Raw genomic sequence first — 16,766 nt, 5'->3', positions numbered from 1 at the left:
GTTATTTAGCCCACATGCTGTACATATGGATGCCTGAAACCAATGGAGTTTGGCATTGGTCTAACGGAGAAAACTGGTTGCAGGCTGCAAGTCTCGATCAATTAATACAAGACTTGCAAATACATCAAGGAAAAGAAGCTACGGTCTTTTTTCCGAGTCGTCATGCTCAAATGCTTCAGCAAACGATGGCAAAGTCCCATTACAAACAGCTTGGCGCTGATGGGGTTAAATATCTACTTGAAGAGTTTGTGACTTTACCGATTGATCACATGAAAGTGGTTCACCATTTTCATGCGGATCAGTTAACTGTTTTGGGTGTTGCTCAGGGGATGGTAGAGACATGGCAACATTCTTTAGCTTTGTTACCAACCAAACTTGTGGCTTTGTTGCCAGATTTTCTAGTTTTACCTGAACCACAAGCTCAGCAAGTTATTCTGTGTAATATTGATCATCAGCTTTTGGTGCGTGAGAATAAGTGGTTAGGTAATTCCATTGATGACTTGGGGCTTTTTTTAGAGTTCCAGTCAGCCGAGACACATTATCAATATAGCGGTTTAACAGCAGAGCAACTAGAGAGCTTAGAAGCTGCCTCAAGCGCAGAGCAACGTTCTGAGTTTGTTTATCAATTTCAGCCCTTAGATAAAACTAAGCAGCATCCTTTTAATGTTTTGCCAAAATCAAAAGGGCAAGAGCGTACTTTTTCTAATTATTGGAAAGCTTGTGCCGCCGTTGTTCTAGCAATTATTGTCGTGCAGTTTAGCTATGATTTATTGCGTTGGGTAAAATTGAAAAAGGTGGCAGATCAGACTGCTGAACAGGCAATTGAGCAATATAAATATTGGTTTGGTCCATCTAGTCGTGTGACTGAACAAAATATTAAAGGACAATTCGAAAGTCATTTAAGAATGAGCCAGCAAGGTGATACCCAGGCACTTTCTCTGTTAAGCCGGGTTGGGCCTATTTTAATGCAAAGACAGATTTTAGCTCAGCAACTCAATTATGATGCTTCAATCTTAACAATGGCATTAAAAGCAAAATCAGCCGATGATTTGCAAGCTTTAACCCAACAACTTAATCAACAAGGTTTTAAAGCTGAGTTAGGTAATGTTCAAGCTGATGGTAGTGGTGCGATTGGGGTGGTGAAAATACAATAATGAAAATGTTAGCTCAGTTGCAAAACCGCTTTGATCAGTGGGTTGAACAAATTGTTCAATATTTAGATCGCTTAACTGTCCGTGAACGTATTATGGTGGTCTTTACTACTATTTTTGTTGTAGTAGTCATTGTTGGATATTTACTTTGGAAAATGCATTCCTTGGCAGAACAACAGCAAAAACGTTTAAATGATTTAAAAGATTTGATGGTGTGGATGCAGAGTAATGCAGTCACGATGAAGCCTGCCAATGAGCTTGAACTAGATAAGTCTGGAAAAATACAACGAGTAGCTCAGCAACAAGGTTTAACTGTGTCTTCCCAGCAAAATGGGGAACAGTTACAAATTGTTGTAACACATCAGAATTATGCAATTTTGGCTAACTTTTTAACACAACTTGCACAGATGGGCTTAAGTATTCAAAAGATGGAAATGGTTTCTAGTGAAGGTCAGATTAAATTAACAGCGACAGTTCAATAACATATCAAAATATGCTTGTGTCAAGCATGGTGTTTTGTGCTGCCTGTGCCTATAATATGCGTACCTAAAATCAGTAGACTGTGATTGGTATGTTATATTCACTTGCTCGCCCGATGTTGTTTAGTTTAGCACCAGAGCGTGCCCATGAATTAACATTATCCATGCTTGATAAAGCGCATAAGCTAGGCATGATGCGCCAGACCGTAGAAGCAAAGCCAACTACATGTATGGGAATCGAATTTCCTAATCCGGTAGGGTTGGCAGCCGGTCTAGATAAAAATGGTGCTCATATTGATGCATTAGCTGGGTTGGGTTTCGGTTTCATTGAAATTGGTACAATTACACCTCGCCCACAATCTGGTAACCCAAAACCACGTTTATTCCGTATTCCTGAAGCTAAAGCTATTATTAACCGCATGGGTTTTAATAATGATGGCGTTGATAAGCTAATCGAGAATGTTAAAGCATCAAAATTTAGAGGCATTTTAGGGATTAATATTGGTAAAAATGCTGATACACCTGTCGAAAAAGCCGTTGATGATTATTTGATTTGTCTTGAGAAAGTTTATAACTACGCTTCATACATTACGGTTAATATTTCGTCTCCAAATACTAAAAATTTGCGTAGTTTGCAAAGTGGTGATGCATTAACTGAATTATTGCAAACCTTAAAAGCACGTCAACTTGAGTTGGCAGAGCAATATAATCACTATGTACCTTTAGTTCTTAAAGTCGCTCCAGACTTAACAGCTGAAGATGTTGAATTTATTTCGGCACAATTATTAGATTTTAAAATTGATGGTCTTATTGTGACGAACACGACCTTATCGAGAGAAGGGGTAGAGAACCTGCCTTACGGTAATGAGTCAGGTGGTTTGTCGGGTGCACCTGTATTTGAAAAAAGTACGGAATGTTTACGTTTATTTGCTCAAACATTAAAAGGACAAATTCCTTTAATTGGTGTGGGCGGAATTTTGTCGGGTGAACAAGCTGCAGCGAAACAACAGGCTGGAGCAACGCTTGTACAAATTTATAGTGGTCTGATTTATACGGGACCAACGCTTGTGAAGCAATGTGTTGAAGCCATGACTTAATTGAACATGAACACCATTGATATCATCATTCTGATACTTTTGCTCATTGGGGGGCTAAACGGTTTGCGACAAGGATTTATAAAAGCCTTTGCGAACTTGGTAGGATGGATTTTTGCATTAATTATGGGTGCAAAATATGCTGTTCTTCTAGCTCCGTCAATGTCAGGTTTAAGTCAGGATCCGGTGGTTCAAAAGATCGCGGCTTTCGCTTTTATTGCACTTTTAATTATCGTTTTAACTTGGATCGTCACTGCATTTTTAAATGGCCTCTTGAAAAGTTTGAAGTTGGGGCCATTAAATCGTTTAGCAGGTGGTGCTTTTGGTTCGTTGAAAGGTTTATTGGTTGTTCTTATTACCATGCAGGGTGTTGGTCCTTGGGTAGAAAGTTCGCCTCATTGGAAACAATCCAAATTTATCCAGTTTTTATTGCCTTATGCACCTTTAGCGACAGAGCTTTCTAAAGATGCAGCAAGTGAGGCATTTCATCAGATAACATCTGGGGGCGGTGTAACGCGCACTTCTCCAAAACCAATGGACGAGTCGGAGGAAACAGAGCTTCGACCTGACCATTCAACAAAGAATCCTTTTTATTAATTCCTAGCTTGTCTGCGAGGTTGCTATGTGTGGAGTTGTTGGTATAGCCGGTAAATCGCCAGTGAACCAAATGTTGTTTGATGCATTAACGATGTTGCAACATCGTGGGCAAGATGCAGCTGGAATAGTAACCTGCCATGAAGGCCGTCTTTTCCTTCGTAAGGATAACGGTATGGTACGTGATGTTTTTCATACTCGTCATATGAGAGCATTACTTGGTAATTATGGTATTGGTCATGTGCGCTATCCAACTGCTGGTTCTTCGAGCAGTGCGGAAGCTCAACCATTTTATGTGAACTCACCTTACGGTATTACACTTGCACATAATGGTAACTTGACAAATGCAGAAGAAATTCATGATGACCTATTCAAAACAGATTTGCGTCACATGAATACGGACTCTGATTCGGAAGTTCTTTTAAACGTTTTTGCTCATGAGTTGCAAAAGATAGGAACTTTAAATCCTACACCGGAAGATATTTTCCATACCGTTTCGCGTGTACATGAGCGCTGCCAAGGTGCTTATGGTGTCGTGGCAATGATTACTGGTCACGGCTTAGTTGGTTTTCGTGATCCAAATGGTATCCGTCCGCTTATTTACGGTTCTCGTGTAACTGAGCAAGGCGAGATGGAATATATCATTGCATCTGAATCTGTAGCGATTACGGCGCTTGGCTTTAAAATTGAGCGTGATATTGCTCCAGGTGAAGCAATTTTCATTAATGCTGACGGCGAGTTATTTACAAAGCAATGTGCTGCAGATCCAAAATACCGTCCATGTATTTTTGAATATGTTTATTTTGCTCGTCCAGATGCAATTATTGATGGTATTTCGGTTTATAAAGCTCGCTTAAAAATGGGTGAGAAATTAGCGCATAAAATTTTGCGTGACTGGGGTGAAGACCATGATATTGACGTGGTTATCCCAATTCCAGATACAAGCCGTACCTCAGCTTTAGAGTTGGCAAATATTCTTGGCGTGAAGTTCCGTGAAGGTTTTATGAAAAACCGTTATATCGGTCGTACCTTCATTATGCCAGGTCAACAACAGCGTAAAAAATCTGTACGTCAGAAATTAAACCCTGTTGAGTTAGAGTTTAAAGGCAAGAACGTTCTATTAGTGGATGACTCAATTGTGCGTGGTACAACGTGTAATGAGATCATTCAAATGGCGCGTGACTCAGGTGCGAAAAAAGTATACTTTGCTTCAGCTGCACCGAAAGTGATGTATCCGAACGTATATGGTATCGATATGCCTGCTAAAACTGAGCTTATTGCTTCAGAACGCAGTGTAGAAGAAATTCAGGAAATTATTGGTGCTGATCGTTTAATTTTCCAAGATTTGGAAGATTTGAAGAACGCTGTACGTACAAGTAAAGTACCTACATTAACCGAATTTGATTGCTCTGTTTTTGATGGTATCTATGTAACTGGTGGAATTGATGCAGATTATCTGAATAATTTGGAGCAGAAACGTAATGATTCTGCGAAAAAGAAAAAAGATGGTTATATTGATGTCAATATTGATGCAGCATCAGTAGATTTGACTGGTATTAAAGAAGAATAGAAATAGCCGAAAAAAGCGGGTATTTCCCGCTTTTTTCTTTTATGATGAAACTTAACAATGTAATTGGGATTATTTACATTGAAAGAAGTAAGCCACTATTTAATCGAAAATAAAAATATGGCATGGTCCATCACTATGTGTTTGGTTGCTGTGCTTTTAACTATTTTTATTTTAAATCTAATTTTAGGTTTACTTGTTCATTTCTTTGATTATAGCGAGCCGATTTGGTGGCATGCTTTAAGTCCATATTTTATTGCTCTTTTGCTTTTTATTATGGTTTGGTCTGTGGTGACCGAACTTTATATTTTGCGTAAAGGTGGCCATTCACTTGCCAAGCAGTTGAAAGCTCGTCGTTTGGTAAAAGGTGAAAGTACACCAGAAGAACATGCCGCATTAAAAATTACAGAACATCTGGCACAAACATTTTCCCTGAACGTTCCAACACTTTATGTTTTACCTGATGAAGTAGGTGTTAATGCATTAACGGCAGGTTTTCACTCGAATGATATTGTAATTATTTTAACTTGGGGTGCCTTACAGAACCTTGATGAGCTAGAGCTATATGGCTTATTGGGTCATGAATTTAACCAGATTTTATCGGGTGAAGCAGTAGAAAATACTAAACTAAAAATTTTATATAGTGGTTTGACTACTTTTAGTCAGTGGGGGAGTAAGCTCGCCAAACAAGGGTTTAAGCGCTACAGTCCGGGTTATAAGCATAAGTTCGAGACTGTATTTGTAGCCGTAGGGGGGGTGATTTGGTTGGCGGGAAGTTTAGGTGTTTTAATCACTCGTTTTATTAAATATTTAACATTAAGCGGTCGTACATTTCGCAATGACCAAAAAACGATGCGGTTATTAAAAAATAGCACTAATACCCAAACTTTATTGCGTATTTACGTTCACCATTCTGGTTCGCAGATTCATAGTGCTTATTCTGAATCGATTGCACATATGTGTTTTGCGAATTCACTTAGCCCGCAAAGTTGGATGAATATTCACCCAAGTATTCGTGAACGTATTTATGAGCTTAACCCAACTTTATTACAAGATTTGCAATTAGAAAATTTAAAGAAACTTCGAAATCGTCCTTTATTTAGTTTGTTCCATGTACTAGAAGAATCTGAGACTGAAATTTATACGCCGTGGTCATCTCCACAACCTTTGCCTTTGTTGCGTCTTTCTCCAATCAGTTTTGCTTTGAATGATGCAATTAAGCCGTTAAGCAGTGATATCCGTCGTAATAAAAAGCGCCCTGAACTTATTCAACGTGCATTACAAACTGCGACTGGTTCGCGTGAGGTGATGGTTGCTATTTTAATGATTCGTCAATATCGAGAATTTATTCCACAAGATGCGCCAGTAAGCCATGCAATTGTTGATGCCTTACTTAATCTTGATGGGCGTATTCATATTCAGATATTTCATGATGCATGTAAAAATATTGGTCATATGCCTGCCAGCATTGCTCGTCAATTTTTGACTAAACTGGCCCTTATTATTCAAGAAGATGGGGAAATTGGATTACTTGATGCACTTCTACTGGAGCGTGTTAAGTACGAGTTAAACTTAATGCCACTTCATTTGCCGACAGCATTTGAAGAAGTAAAACCTCAAATTGTTCGTCTAATTGATGCATTGCTTCATGTGCAACAAATCAATAGTCCGAATCAGTTAGAGGTTCGCGAACGTATCTTACGTTCTTTGCTTAATCCTGATGAAATGCATATTTATGATGAAATTTCGGATGAACCTTTAGACTTGGCAGAAATTTTAAATGATATTGCTGGGCTATTGCTGCGTGACCGCTTAAGTATATTGGCAATTGCTGAAATGTGCTTATGGAGTGATCGCATTATTACTCAAGATGAACTTGATGTGCTTGAGTTGCTTTATTGGCGATTTGGTTTTGAGTCTGATGAAATTGTAGAGCAAATGCAGAAGAAAAATAGCGTTATGATTATTTAAGAAACATATGTGGTTTCCAAAGAGTATCATTAAAAGAAAACGCTGAAAAAAAGTCAGAAGCCCGTTAGAATGTGTGTAGATTAGAGGTACTGATTTAGACATGATTGGGCAGCAAAGAAATATACTGGCAACTTTAGGAATAGACATATGGATTCCTAGAACACAAGTGTGCCAAAAAAATAATGCCCATACTTTGTGGCGAGATCAGGTTGTTGAACCTCATGAGTCAATTACCGTACCTACCATAGATGTTCCTGCTTTTGAGCAAAAGAACACTCAGCCACAGGTGTTTGAAATTCCTAAAGTGGTGGAAGAGCCTCCAATATTAGTTGCAGAAGTTTCGCAGCCAGAGATACTTGTAGAAAAACCTAAAGTCATTGAGCAAGAGACAATTACTCCATTTGAGTTACAGGCTTATTGTCTTGAAAAATGTGTAATTTTTGTTGATGTAACGGCTTTGGAAACAGAAGAAAAACAACTTTGGGCAAATATACAAAAGGCGAAGGTGGGACAATATTCTGAATTAAGATGGCCTTTCCCTCTGGCAGCCTATCAAGATCAACGAGGGGTAGGTTCTTATATTCAAGGTTTCTTAGATGCTGTAGCAGCAGAGAAAAAGATTTTATGTTTGGGTAAATGTACCTATATTCAACATGCAAATATTATTCATTTAGCTAGTTTAAAAGAAATGTTAGATAAACCTCTTCTTAAGAAAAGATTGTGGCAACTTATGCAAGATAACAATGAGTAGTAGGGATTTACATGAAAAAGGTTGTGGTTTTTAGCCAAATTGATGAGGAAATTTTGTCACGGTTACAGCAGGATTACCATGTTGTCGTATTGAACCCTAAACTGGGTGATATTAATGAACAGATACGACAAGAAGTAGTAGATGCTGATGGCATGATTGGGGCTGGTCGTTTGCTCAATGAAAGTAATCTTTCTCCTGCCCAAAAATTAAAAATTATTTCTTCTGTGACTGTAGGTTATGACAATTATGATGTTGGTTATTTAAATCAGAAAAAAATCTGGTTAGCAAACACACCTCATGTTCTAACTGAAACGACAGCAGATCTTGCTTTTACTTTGTTATTAAGTGCAGCCAGAAAAGTTCCTTTTCTAGATCACTGGACTAAACAAGGTGAGTGGAAAAGAACAGTTGGGCCACAGCAGTTTGGTCTCGATGTTTTTGGAAAAACATTAGGTATTATTGGGCTTGGTAATATTGGTGCTGCAATTGCACGTCGTGGCTTTTATGGATTTAACATGAATATTGTTTACCATAATCGTCGCGAGAAACCTGAGTTAGCGGAACCTTTAAAAGCTCAATATCTGGGGTTGGAAGAATTATTACAACAATCTGATTTTGTAGTGACAGCTGTTGATTTAAATGCGGAATCTAAAGCTTTAATGGGTAAGGCTCAATTTGAGCTTATGCAAAAGCATGCCATATTTATTAATATTGCGCGTGGCTCAGTTGTCGATGAGCAAGCCCTAATTGAAGCATTGCAAAATGAAGTTATTTTTGCGGCTGGTTTAGATGTCTATGAGAAAGAACCTCTGCAAGAATCTGCACTTTTCAATTTGCCGAACGTTGTCACTTTGCCTCACGTAGGTTCTGCTACAGCTGAAACACGTAAGAAAATGGCAAATTTAGCTTATAAAAACTTGGTGGAAGCACTAGAGGATAAGACGCCTAGATATTTAGTGAATCCTAATTTTGTGTAAAGGATGAATAACACTTCATTGCAAATATAGTCTATTTTCAATGTTATAGTGAAAGCCTGTTGATATGATGCAAAATAACTGAAGCATGATATTGATGGGCTTTTTTGTTATTTTAATTTTTAATAAGAGAAAAACTTTTGAAATTTTTGCCAGTTATTTTAAGTTTGGCTTTGATAACAAATGCCTCTTACGCTAATCCTTTTGACCCCAAGCCAGCTTCTGGACAGGTTGAAATTCCAAATATTGGAAGTGGAATAGGGCTGCTCGACCAACAGAAAGAAAAATTTATTGGCGAAAAAGTTTTCCGTGAAGTTCATAAGCAAATGCCGGTTATACAGGATGTATGGCTAGAAGATCAGTTTTTTCAAGTTTTCTCTAATATTTTAAGTGAAACTCAGCTGGGGCAGCCTATCGCCTTGGTTGTAATTAAAGACCCTCAAATTAACGCATTTGCTGTTCCAGGTGGGTTATTTGCATTAAATACTGGCCTTATCTCATCGGCACGAAATATTGATGAAATTGCGGGGGTAATGGCCCATGAAATTGCTCACGTTTCGCAAAGGCACTTTAGTCGTTCGGAAGAAGCTTTTAAAGGACAAACCCTTTTAAGCTTGGCTGGTTTGTTGGCAGGGGTGGCTTTAGCTGCTCAGGCTGGTGGAGACGCTGGTGCCGCTGTTATGTTGGGTACTCAAGCAGCACTTCTTGATAAACAGCTCACTTATAGCCGTAATCAAGAGCGTGAAGCGGATCGAATTGGTATGCAATATATGTATGCCGCTGGTTATAACCCGCAAAGCATGGCGGATTATTTTGAAACGATGCATAGAGCGACGAGCCGTGTAAGTTTTTTACCAGATTTTTGGCTGACTCACCCTCTTACCTCTGAACGTATGAGTGAGGCTCGCTTGAGAGCAAACCAGATGCCTAAAGTTAAAAGTCGAATATATGATGTCGATTTTGAAATTTTAAAATGGTATACCATGGTGGTTGCTGGAGAAGCTACTGAAAATCAGTTGCAAAGTCTGGCATCGCAAAAAAATCTGGCAGGCTTATTGGCTTTGTCGGCTTTCTATCTTAAACAAGGTGATTATACTCAAGCCCAAGCAACGTTGGAGCAGGCGAAATCAAGCGGTAAGCCATTAGTTGCCTTAATTCAAACAGATATTTATTTAGGCCAGAATAAATTTGATCAGGCCTATAATTCAATTGCTTCCTTGCAAATGACAATGCCTGAAAATAAAGCTTTTAGCTACAAATTGGCTGAGGTTTTATTACGTCAAGGTAAATATGCTCAAGTGCAAACTTTGGTGCAGCGTTTTATTAATAAAAATGCCCGAGATATTCAAGGTTGGCAATTATTACAACAAGCCGCCAATTTAGATAAAAATTCACCATTAAGAGCTGTGAATGTATTGCGATATCGTGCTGAAGCACAGTACTGGTCTGGTAGTGAAGAGGATGCAATTAAATCGATGTTGCATGCACAACGTCTTGCAAAAGGTAATCAGGCCATGTCAGCCAGAATAGATAATCGATTAAAGCAAATGCAAGATGAGCGACGAATGAAAATCTAAGGTCTAAGATAACTTTGGAATTTTCACAGGCATAAATATACTTAAACTTATAAGAAAGTTTAATTTAAGGATATATAAGAAGAGAGGGGATTAAGCTAATTTAGCTTTAATTTTTGCTGAAACTTGAGCAGGATCGGCACGCCCGGCTATGATCGGACGTAGAGAATTCATCACCTTACCCATATCTTTCATGCTAGTTGCTTCTTGAGCAGCAATCGTTTGCTCAATGAGAGAATCAAGCTCTTCCTCAGTCATAGCTTCTGGTAGAAACTGAGATAAAACCTCAGCTTCGGCTTGTTCTTTACTAGCTAAATCATCACGACCAGCACCTTCGAAGGCTTTGATCGATTCTTTACGTTGTTTAATTTGCTTTTCAATGACCGCAAGAACCTGAGCGTCGTCAAGCTCTATGCGCTCATCGACTTCGATTTGCTTAATTGCTGCTTGTAGACTACGCAAAACCGTCACTGTTGCCATATCTTTGGCACGCATAGAAGTTTTTAATGCATCAGTAATTTGGTTTTTTAAAGTAGTCATAATGTTAGCAGTCAATCACAAATTAATTAGTAAAGGCGAGTAGTACGTACAGATTCGCGAGCCAATTTCTTTTGGTAGCGTTTAACTGCAGCAGCTTTTTTGCGCTTACGTTCTTGAGTTGGTTTTTCGTAGAATTCGCGTTTACGAACGTCAGCTAAAACACCAGCTTTTTCGCATGAACGTTTGAAACGACGGATAGCTACGTCAACTGGTTCGCCTTCTTTCAACTTAACTTGTGGCATGTAAAATCCTCTAGATTATGGATAAGATCAGGCACACCATTGCGCCAGATCACAAGTGAAGGTCAGTATTTTACTCATTTACAACTCATATCACAAGTCTATAATAGCGATTGCAATATTTTGACTCATATAAAAGGCAGTTTTGATGATTGTTTTAGGCTTGGAAACTTCTTGTGATGAAACAGGGTTGGCACTTTATGATAGCGAACTCGGCTTACGGGGACAGGTTCTTTATAGCCAGATAAAACTTCATGCCGAATATGGTGGTGTGGTTCCAGAGTTAGCTTCTCGTGACCATGTTCGTAAGCTTATTCCTTTAATGAATCAGCTGCTTGAACAAAGTGGTGTTAAGAAACAGGAAATTGATGCAGTCGCATATACACGTGGCCCGGGTTTAATGGGAGCGTTAATGACTGGAGCCTTGTTTGGAAGAACTTTAGCATTTTCACTTAATAAACCGGCAATTGGTGTTCACCACATGGAAGGCCATATGTTAGCTCCTTTGCTTTCAAGCCAACCGCCTGAGTTTCCATTTGTTGCATTGCTTGTTTCAGGTGGTCATACACAATTGATGGCAGCTCATGGTATTGGTCAATATGAGCTATTAGGGGAGTCAATTGATGATGCGGCGGGTGAAGCTTTCGACAAAGTCGCAAAAATGATGAATCTGCCGTATCCAGGTGGACCAAATATTGCTAAGTTGGCGTTATCTGGTGATCCTTTAGCATTTGAATTTCCACGCCCAATGCTTCATCAGGGCTTAGACTTTTCTTTTAGTGGTTTAAAGACGGCAGTTTCTGTTCAGTTGAAAAAATTGAACGGCGAAAATCGTGATGCTGATATTGCTGCCTCATTCCAAGAAGCAATTGTAGACACCTTAGTAAAAAAATCTGTAAAAGCTTTAAAGCAAACTGGGCTTAAACGTTTAGTAATTGCTGGTGGGGTAAGTGCAAATTTACGATTACGTGAACAGTTGGAAACTTCATTGGCGAAAATTAAAGCTCAGGTTTACTATGCAGAACCTGCTTTATGTACTGATAATGGTGCAATGATTGCATTTGCAGGTTATCAGCGTTTAAAAGCAGGTCAGCATGATGGTTTAGCTGTAACGACCACACCAAGATGGCCAATGACTGAACTTACTATTCCTGAGTAAGATTATTCATCTTCAAAGGCTTTAGGATTTTCGATATCAATATATTCGATGTATCCACGACCTTGAACTTCATTGCCAAAATAATGACCAGTAAATATATAGCTACTTGCATAACCTCGCCCATGACCATAGCGGAATGGGCAGTCAATTTCTGCCTGAATGTTTAAGATAATTTGCTTTGCATCATTTCGAGCGATCCAAGAAAAATATTTTGGAAGTCGCATTTTTTGTCCACTAGGTGAAACGAAGTCATCAACTTGATGCGAAATAATATCAAAGCTTACATCTGTGTAAATTTTAGCTGGCTGGTCCAGATGTCTAATATGCAGGGTGTATGCAGCTGTTTGTCCTGCAATATCGGCTTTGGTAAGAAGAAGTTGAGTGGCCTCGTTTAAATTGATAATTTGATAAGTAAAAAAATCAAGTGGCAGTTTATATGCATCAGGAATAAGTTTGTTTGTAATGGAATGAGGACCCACTGCTCGTGCATATTCGTAAGTACAAAGTCCTTGGGTTTCAATGTGTTTTGCTTGATAGTTTAAAAAACCTTTAAACTTTGCCAACAAACTAAAATGATCATAGATTGGTGTTTTTATAAACCATGAAACATGTGAAGTGATATCGATATCAAAGTCGAAATCAAACCCATCATAATGTCCATTAATATGGATGTGTGGAAATTTTCCTTGAATTGAAATTTCCTGACCTAGTTCTATTAAGGTTCCATCTTTATTAATTTTTGTATCTTCAGGAATGATATAGGCCTTCAGTAAAGCTTGTTCCAGAGCAGCTGTGCTTGAAAAGAAAGTAGCGGTTTTTCTCGGGTTTCCAGTGATAATGTCATCATGGTCAAAAGCAAGTGCACCTGGAGTACCGATTAAAATCATAATATTTAAGTAACGATGCGGCTCTGGTAAAAGTGGGAAAAAGATACCGTAGTGTGTCCAGCTATAATATTTTTCGTCAATTCGTGGAAGGATGATATGAGTTTGAGTAAAAGGAAGAGTTGAATATTTTTTTGCTTGGTCTAAAACGCCTTGTGCAAGTAATAAACTTTTAGCAAGCGCTTTACTTGTTGTAGAAATTTTTGGCAATTGTTTTTTCATATATAAACCTAAAGAAGGGCTATCTTTGTTTTAGGTTATGAAAAACAATTGCCAAAGCTAAGCGGTTTATAGGCCAAAGCTAAGGCTTTGCGGGACATTTTATTTAATTGTTAGACAAATCTTTTAAGGCGTTTAAACCAATCCAATGCTTAGAAAACTGATAAGCAGCTCGACCCGAGCGCTGACCCCGCATTTGGCACCAACGCAAGCTTTCAGCACGAACTTCATCATTAAAAGGCATGTTTGCTTTATCTAGATAATGCTCTACGATTTCTAAATATAAGTTTTGATCCATTGGATAAAAAGATAACCACAAACCAAAACGGTCAGACAAAGAGATCTTTTCTTCAATCGCTTCTTGCGGATGAAGCTCAGTATATTGAGGCACATCTACTTTGGTTACAGGGGTGTTTTCATGCATGAACTCAGGTAATAAGTGACGACGGTTACTGGTCGCATAAATAATAAAATTTGTTGAACCCGACTGTAAGGAACCATCTAATACGCTTTTTAAACTACGGTAATTTTCATCTTCAGCATTAAATGCTAGATCATCACAATAGACGATGTATTTTTCAGGTCGGTTTTGAATAATTTTTTGAATTTTCGGTAAGTCTGCTAAATCATCACGTTCAATTTCAATCAAACGTAATCCTTGAGGTGCATACTCCGTGAGTAAAGCACGAACAATAGAGGATTTACCCGTACCACGTGAACCCGTTAAAAGTACATCATTTGCTGGTAAGCCATTTAAAAACTGCAAAGTATTTTGAATGATCTTTTCTTTTTGTCTTTCGATGCCTTTTAAGTCATCAAGATAAATATTTTTAGGTGTATAAATAGCTTTAAGCTGCTGGTTTTCCCATCTAAAAGCAGGGGCAGTAAAATCGGTCTCTTGTTTCGGTTCAGGTAAGACCTGCTGTAACTGATTTAATACAAGTGATAAGGTTTGAACTAAATTGTCGGGTAAATCAATGGTAGCCATGGTTAATCAATCATGTTAAACAGTAATTTACTAGGATACTAACACCGAAATTTGCAAGCTGACAAAAAAGATACGACTCATGCAGTTTATCGGTTTTGCAATTGATTGAAATGTTCAGACCGCGCATAGTGTTGTCATGTCTATTCAGTAAAATCATCTGTGAAGATGAGGACGAAATATGTTTGAAAAAATACGAAGTGATATGAATCCGCATCAGGCTTACCGTATCAAAAAATTACAACGTCAGTTAGACATGGCTGAATCTTATGAAGAGTGGAAGTCTTTTGCATTAAAACTGGATGAAGAAACTGGGGCACAAGAGTGGAAGTTTGATAATAGTTCGCCTTACTTCGATGCCGAGCTCATTTCTTATCGTTACACTTTACTGAAAAGATATCGTCAGCAACATCGCACTTTAGATTTGATTTATCTTTTAAAAGAAGGGTTGACCTACGATATTGCAAATATTGGCCACCCTATGTTGTTTGCTGCCACACATGTAGGCACAAAAAAATTAATTGAAGATTATATTGAAGAAGTCAGTCAAAGCTTAGCTTACATTGCATCTAGTGAATGTATTACATTCCAAAGAAAAGAAAAAATCGAATTTTTTGAAAACTGTGAAAAAGCATATGGACAACCTGCTCTTATGTTTTCGGGGGGAGCAACCTTAGGTCTTTTCCATACTGGTGTATGTAAAGCTTTAATTGAACAAGATTTAATGCCTAAAGTCCTGTCTGGTTCAAGTGCGGGTGCCATTATGACGGGTATGTTGGGAATTTCTGCCAGTGAAGATATCCAAAACTTGCTAAATGGTGAGCAATTTTTTAGTGATGCTTTTCACTTTAGAAAACTTCGTGAACTTATAAAAGGGAATGGTGGGATTGCCGATGTTCACTATTTAAAAAAATTCTTAATTGAAAATTTAGGTGATCTTACTTTTGAAGAAGCATTCAAAAAATCAGGTTTGAATATTAATGTCGCTGTTGCGCCGTACGATGCAACTGAAAACCCTCGAATTATGAATGCGATTATGACTCCAAATGTTTTGGTTTGGAGTGCGGTATTGGCTTCTTGTGCTGTGCCAGTTTTATTTCCACCTGTGCGTTTAACCAGTAAGCGTTATGATGGTGAACATACCCCTTATATGGCAAATACTAAATGGGTAGACGGTAGTGTACGTAGCGATTTCCCACAAGAAAGAATGGCAAGACTTTATAATTTAAACTACACCATAGCTAGTCAAGTGAATCCACATGTTGTACCGTTTATGCAAGATGATGCGCGTCGTTTCCGTAAAGACGTTTTAAGTTGGCCTGAACGAATTTTAAGACGCCAAGGTAAAGTACTTTCAATGGGGCTGATGGACTTTACACGTCAAAGATTAGGCGCGATTTCACCCGTAAGAAGACTGCTCGATCATGGATATGGCGTAGTAGGGCAGCGCTATTATGGTGATGTTAATATTATTGCTAAATATAGCTTAAAACATTATGCCTATACGCTACAAAACCCACGCCCACATTTGTTTAAACGTTTACAGCGAGAAGGCGAGCGCGCGACTTGGCCTAAAATCTCTTCTATTGAAACGCACGCGCGTATTGGTAAAACGATTCAGCACTGTTTAGAAGTTTTACGTTTTGAAGAAAAGAAACAACAGCCAGAGTCTTATTATGCTGAAGCATGATTTTGCTTCTCATATAGAAAACCTAAAATGTGTGACAAAGCCTAGAAGTGATGCTTTAGGACGGCATCTATGGACATGTACTATAGATGCTGATTCCTACTGGTTAAAATTTCATTTGCCAAATGTACATGCTCAAAGTGAGCAAGATTTTTTGCATGAATTGCAATTTTATGAAGATATTACATATAAAAAAACGAATTGGCTTTTGCCATTTAAAATTATTGAGGGCAGAACTATTTCCCAACGACTACAATTTCAAGGAAAAGTATTAGTTTTACCGGATACAGATTATTGGTTTAATGATTTAGATCAAAAGCAAAATTTAAAAAATATAAATGAGAAAATCTATCTGGCACTTGTTAAATTAGCAGAGCTTCATGAGTTAGGATGGATTCATGGTGATATTAAAAAAGAACATTTTCGAAAGTTTAAGCAAGAGCTTTATTTAATTGACTTTGAAAAAACACGGCTTATTTCAAGCCCTGATCCAATAACTGATGCTACACCACGGTATATGGCGCCAGAGCTATTTCATGGTGCCAATAAAACCGTTCAAAGTGATTTATATGCATTGGGAATCGTATTGTATGAATGGTTAACGCAAACTCGTTTACAAGCAAATAGTTACCATGAGTGGGCGGTATTGCACTGTCAAAAATTAAATGTGGTATTACCAAGTTCGTTCCAAGTTTTCTTGCCACTACTTTCAGGCTTGTTACAAAAACAGCAGCAAAACCGGTTTTCAAATGTACATGAAGCGATAAATTGCTTAAAAATGCTCTCAACCTGATAAAAATCATTGATCTAGTAACTGTATACAAATTACTCGGTCAGTTTTTTTTGAAAAAAAAACACTTGTCACTGTTAGATCTTATCGCTAATATACACAGCCATC

General features: G+C 38.2%; 16 protein-coding genes. 12 read left to right on the top strand and 4 right to left on the bottom strand.

What is annotated here, in order from left to right:
• Positions 1–14: 14 nt before the first annotated feature.
• The 9 genes from gspL (at position 15) to R5R67_RS07610 (ending at position 10,158) form a co-directional block, all read left to right on the top strand.
• Positions 15–1,154 carry a type II secretion system protein GspL gene (gene gspL, locus R5R67_RS07650; RefSeq protein WP_001985386.1) on the top strand — a complete coding sequence of 380 codons (1,140 nt, stop codon included), beginning with the start codon at positions 15–17 and terminating at the stop codon, positions 1,152–1,154.
• The gene (gene gspM / locus R5R67_RS07645; RefSeq protein ID WP_000782997.1) at positions 1,154–1,633 is read left to right on the top strand and encodes a type II secretion system protein GspM; all 480 of its coding nucleotides are present in this window, start codon (positions 1,154–1,156) and stop codon (positions 1,631–1,633) included. The genes gspL and gspM overlap by 1 nt, the downstream gene beginning before the upstream one ends.
• 89 nt (positions 1,634–1,722) lie before the next feature.
• Positions 1,723–2,727, top strand: coding sequence for a quinone-dependent dihydroorotate dehydrogenase (locus R5R67_RS07640; protein WP_000966986.1), 1,005 nt, complete (start codon positions 1,723–1,725; stop codon positions 2,725–2,727).
• A gap of 6 nt (positions 2,728–2,733) precedes the next feature.
• On the top strand, positions 2,734–3,321 hold the full coding sequence (locus R5R67_RS07635; protein ID WP_001091966.1) for a CvpA family protein: 588 nt from the start codon (positions 2,734–2,736) through the stop codon (positions 3,319–3,321).
• Between the two features lie 25 nt (positions 3,322–3,346).
• Positions 3,347–4,888, top strand: a complete 1,542-nt coding sequence (gene purF / locus R5R67_RS07630) for an amidophosphoribosyltransferase (RefSeq protein WP_000334670.1) — start codon at positions 3,347–3,349, stop codon at positions 4,886–4,888.
• A gap of 78 nt (positions 4,889–4,966) precedes the next feature.
• Positions 4,967–6,856 (top strand): M48 family metalloprotease, encoded by a 1,890-nt coding sequence (locus R5R67_RS07625; RefSeq protein WP_000665946.1) that lies wholly within the window; start codon positions 4,967–4,969, stop codon positions 6,854–6,856.
• Between the two features lie 100 nt (positions 6,857–6,956).
• Entirely contained in the window at positions 6,957–7,607 is a 651-nt protein-coding gene (locus R5R67_RS07620) for a hypothetical protein (protein WP_002040668.1), read from the top strand.
• Positions 7,608–7,618: 11 nt separating this feature from the next.
• Entirely contained in the window at positions 7,619–8,584 is a 966-nt protein-coding gene (locus R5R67_RS07615) for a 2-hydroxyacid dehydrogenase (protein ID WP_000758315.1), read from the top strand.
• Positions 8,585–8,730: 146 nt separating this feature from the next.
• Positions 8,731–10,158 carry a M48 family metalloprotease gene (locus R5R67_RS07610; protein WP_085943482.1) on the top strand — a complete coding sequence of 476 codons (1,428 nt, stop codon included), beginning with the start codon at positions 8,731–8,733 and terminating at the stop codon, positions 10,156–10,158.
• Between the two features lie 90 nt (positions 10,159–10,248).
• Here the strand turns inward: R5R67_RS07610 and R5R67_RS07605 are convergent, their stop codons facing one another.
• Together R5R67_RS07605 and rpsU are read right to left on the bottom strand one after the other, a co-directional pair.
• The gene (locus R5R67_RS07605) at positions 10,249–10,695 is read right to left on the bottom strand and encodes a GatB/YqeY domain-containing protein (RefSeq protein WP_000209410.1); all 447 of its coding nucleotides are present in this window, start codon (positions 10,693–10,695) and stop codon (positions 10,249–10,251) included.
• A 26-nt stretch (positions 10,696–10,721) separates the two neighbouring features.
• Entirely contained in the window at positions 10,722–10,937 is a 216-nt protein-coding gene (gene rpsU, locus R5R67_RS07600; RefSeq protein WP_001136722.1) for a 30S ribosomal protein S21, read from the bottom strand.
• A gap of 145 nt (positions 10,938–11,082) precedes the next feature.
• Here rpsU and tsaD point away from each other — a divergent pair, with 145 nt between their 5' ends.
• Positions 11,083–12,093: a tRNA (adenosine(37)-N6)-threonylcarbamoyltransferase complex transferase subunit TsaD gene (gene tsaD / locus R5R67_RS07595; protein ID WP_000636263.1), complete on the top strand. Its 1,011-nt coding sequence runs from the start codon at positions 11,083–11,085 to the stop codon at positions 12,091–12,093.
• 2 nt (positions 12,094–12,095) lie between these two features.
• On the opposite strand, the gene R5R67_RS07590 is transcribed toward tsaD, so the two are convergent.
• Positions 12,096–13,199 carry a DUF6670 family protein gene (locus tag R5R67_RS07590; RefSeq protein ID WP_000744440.1) on the bottom strand — a complete coding sequence of 368 codons (1,104 nt, stop codon included), beginning with the start codon at positions 13,197–13,199 and terminating at the stop codon, positions 12,096–12,098.
• Positions 13,200–13,302: 103 nt separating this feature from the next.
• On the bottom strand, positions 13,303–14,184 hold the full coding sequence (locus R5R67_RS07585) for an ATP-binding protein (RefSeq protein ID WP_000190819.1): 882 nt from the start codon (positions 14,182–14,184) through the stop codon (positions 13,303–13,305).
• 178 nt (positions 14,185–14,362) lie between these two features.
• Here R5R67_RS07585 and R5R67_RS07580 point away from each other — a divergent pair, with 178 nt between their 5' ends.
• Positions 14,363–15,871: a DUF3336 domain-containing protein gene (locus R5R67_RS07580; RefSeq protein ID WP_000461855.1), complete on the top strand. Its 1,509-nt coding sequence runs from the start codon at positions 14,363–14,365 to the stop codon at positions 15,869–15,871.
• Complete coding sequence (locus tag R5R67_RS07575; RefSeq protein WP_000912076.1) at positions 15,858–16,661, top strand: protein kinase domain-containing protein; 804 nt, start codon at positions 15,858–15,860, stop codon at positions 16,659–16,661. The genes R5R67_RS07580 and R5R67_RS07575 overlap by 14 nt, the downstream gene beginning before the upstream one ends.
• Positions 16,662–16,766: the final 105 nt, after the last annotated feature.

Origin of the sequence: Acinetobacter sp. OYA S30 (assembly GCF_033599315.1) — a bacterium.
In the GTDB taxonomy this organism is placed as follows: domain Bacteria; phylum Pseudomonadota; class Gammaproteobacteria; order Pseudomonadales; family Moraxellaceae; genus Acinetobacter; species Acinetobacter baumannii.
This window is presented reverse-complemented; position numbering and strand designations above follow the sequence as displayed.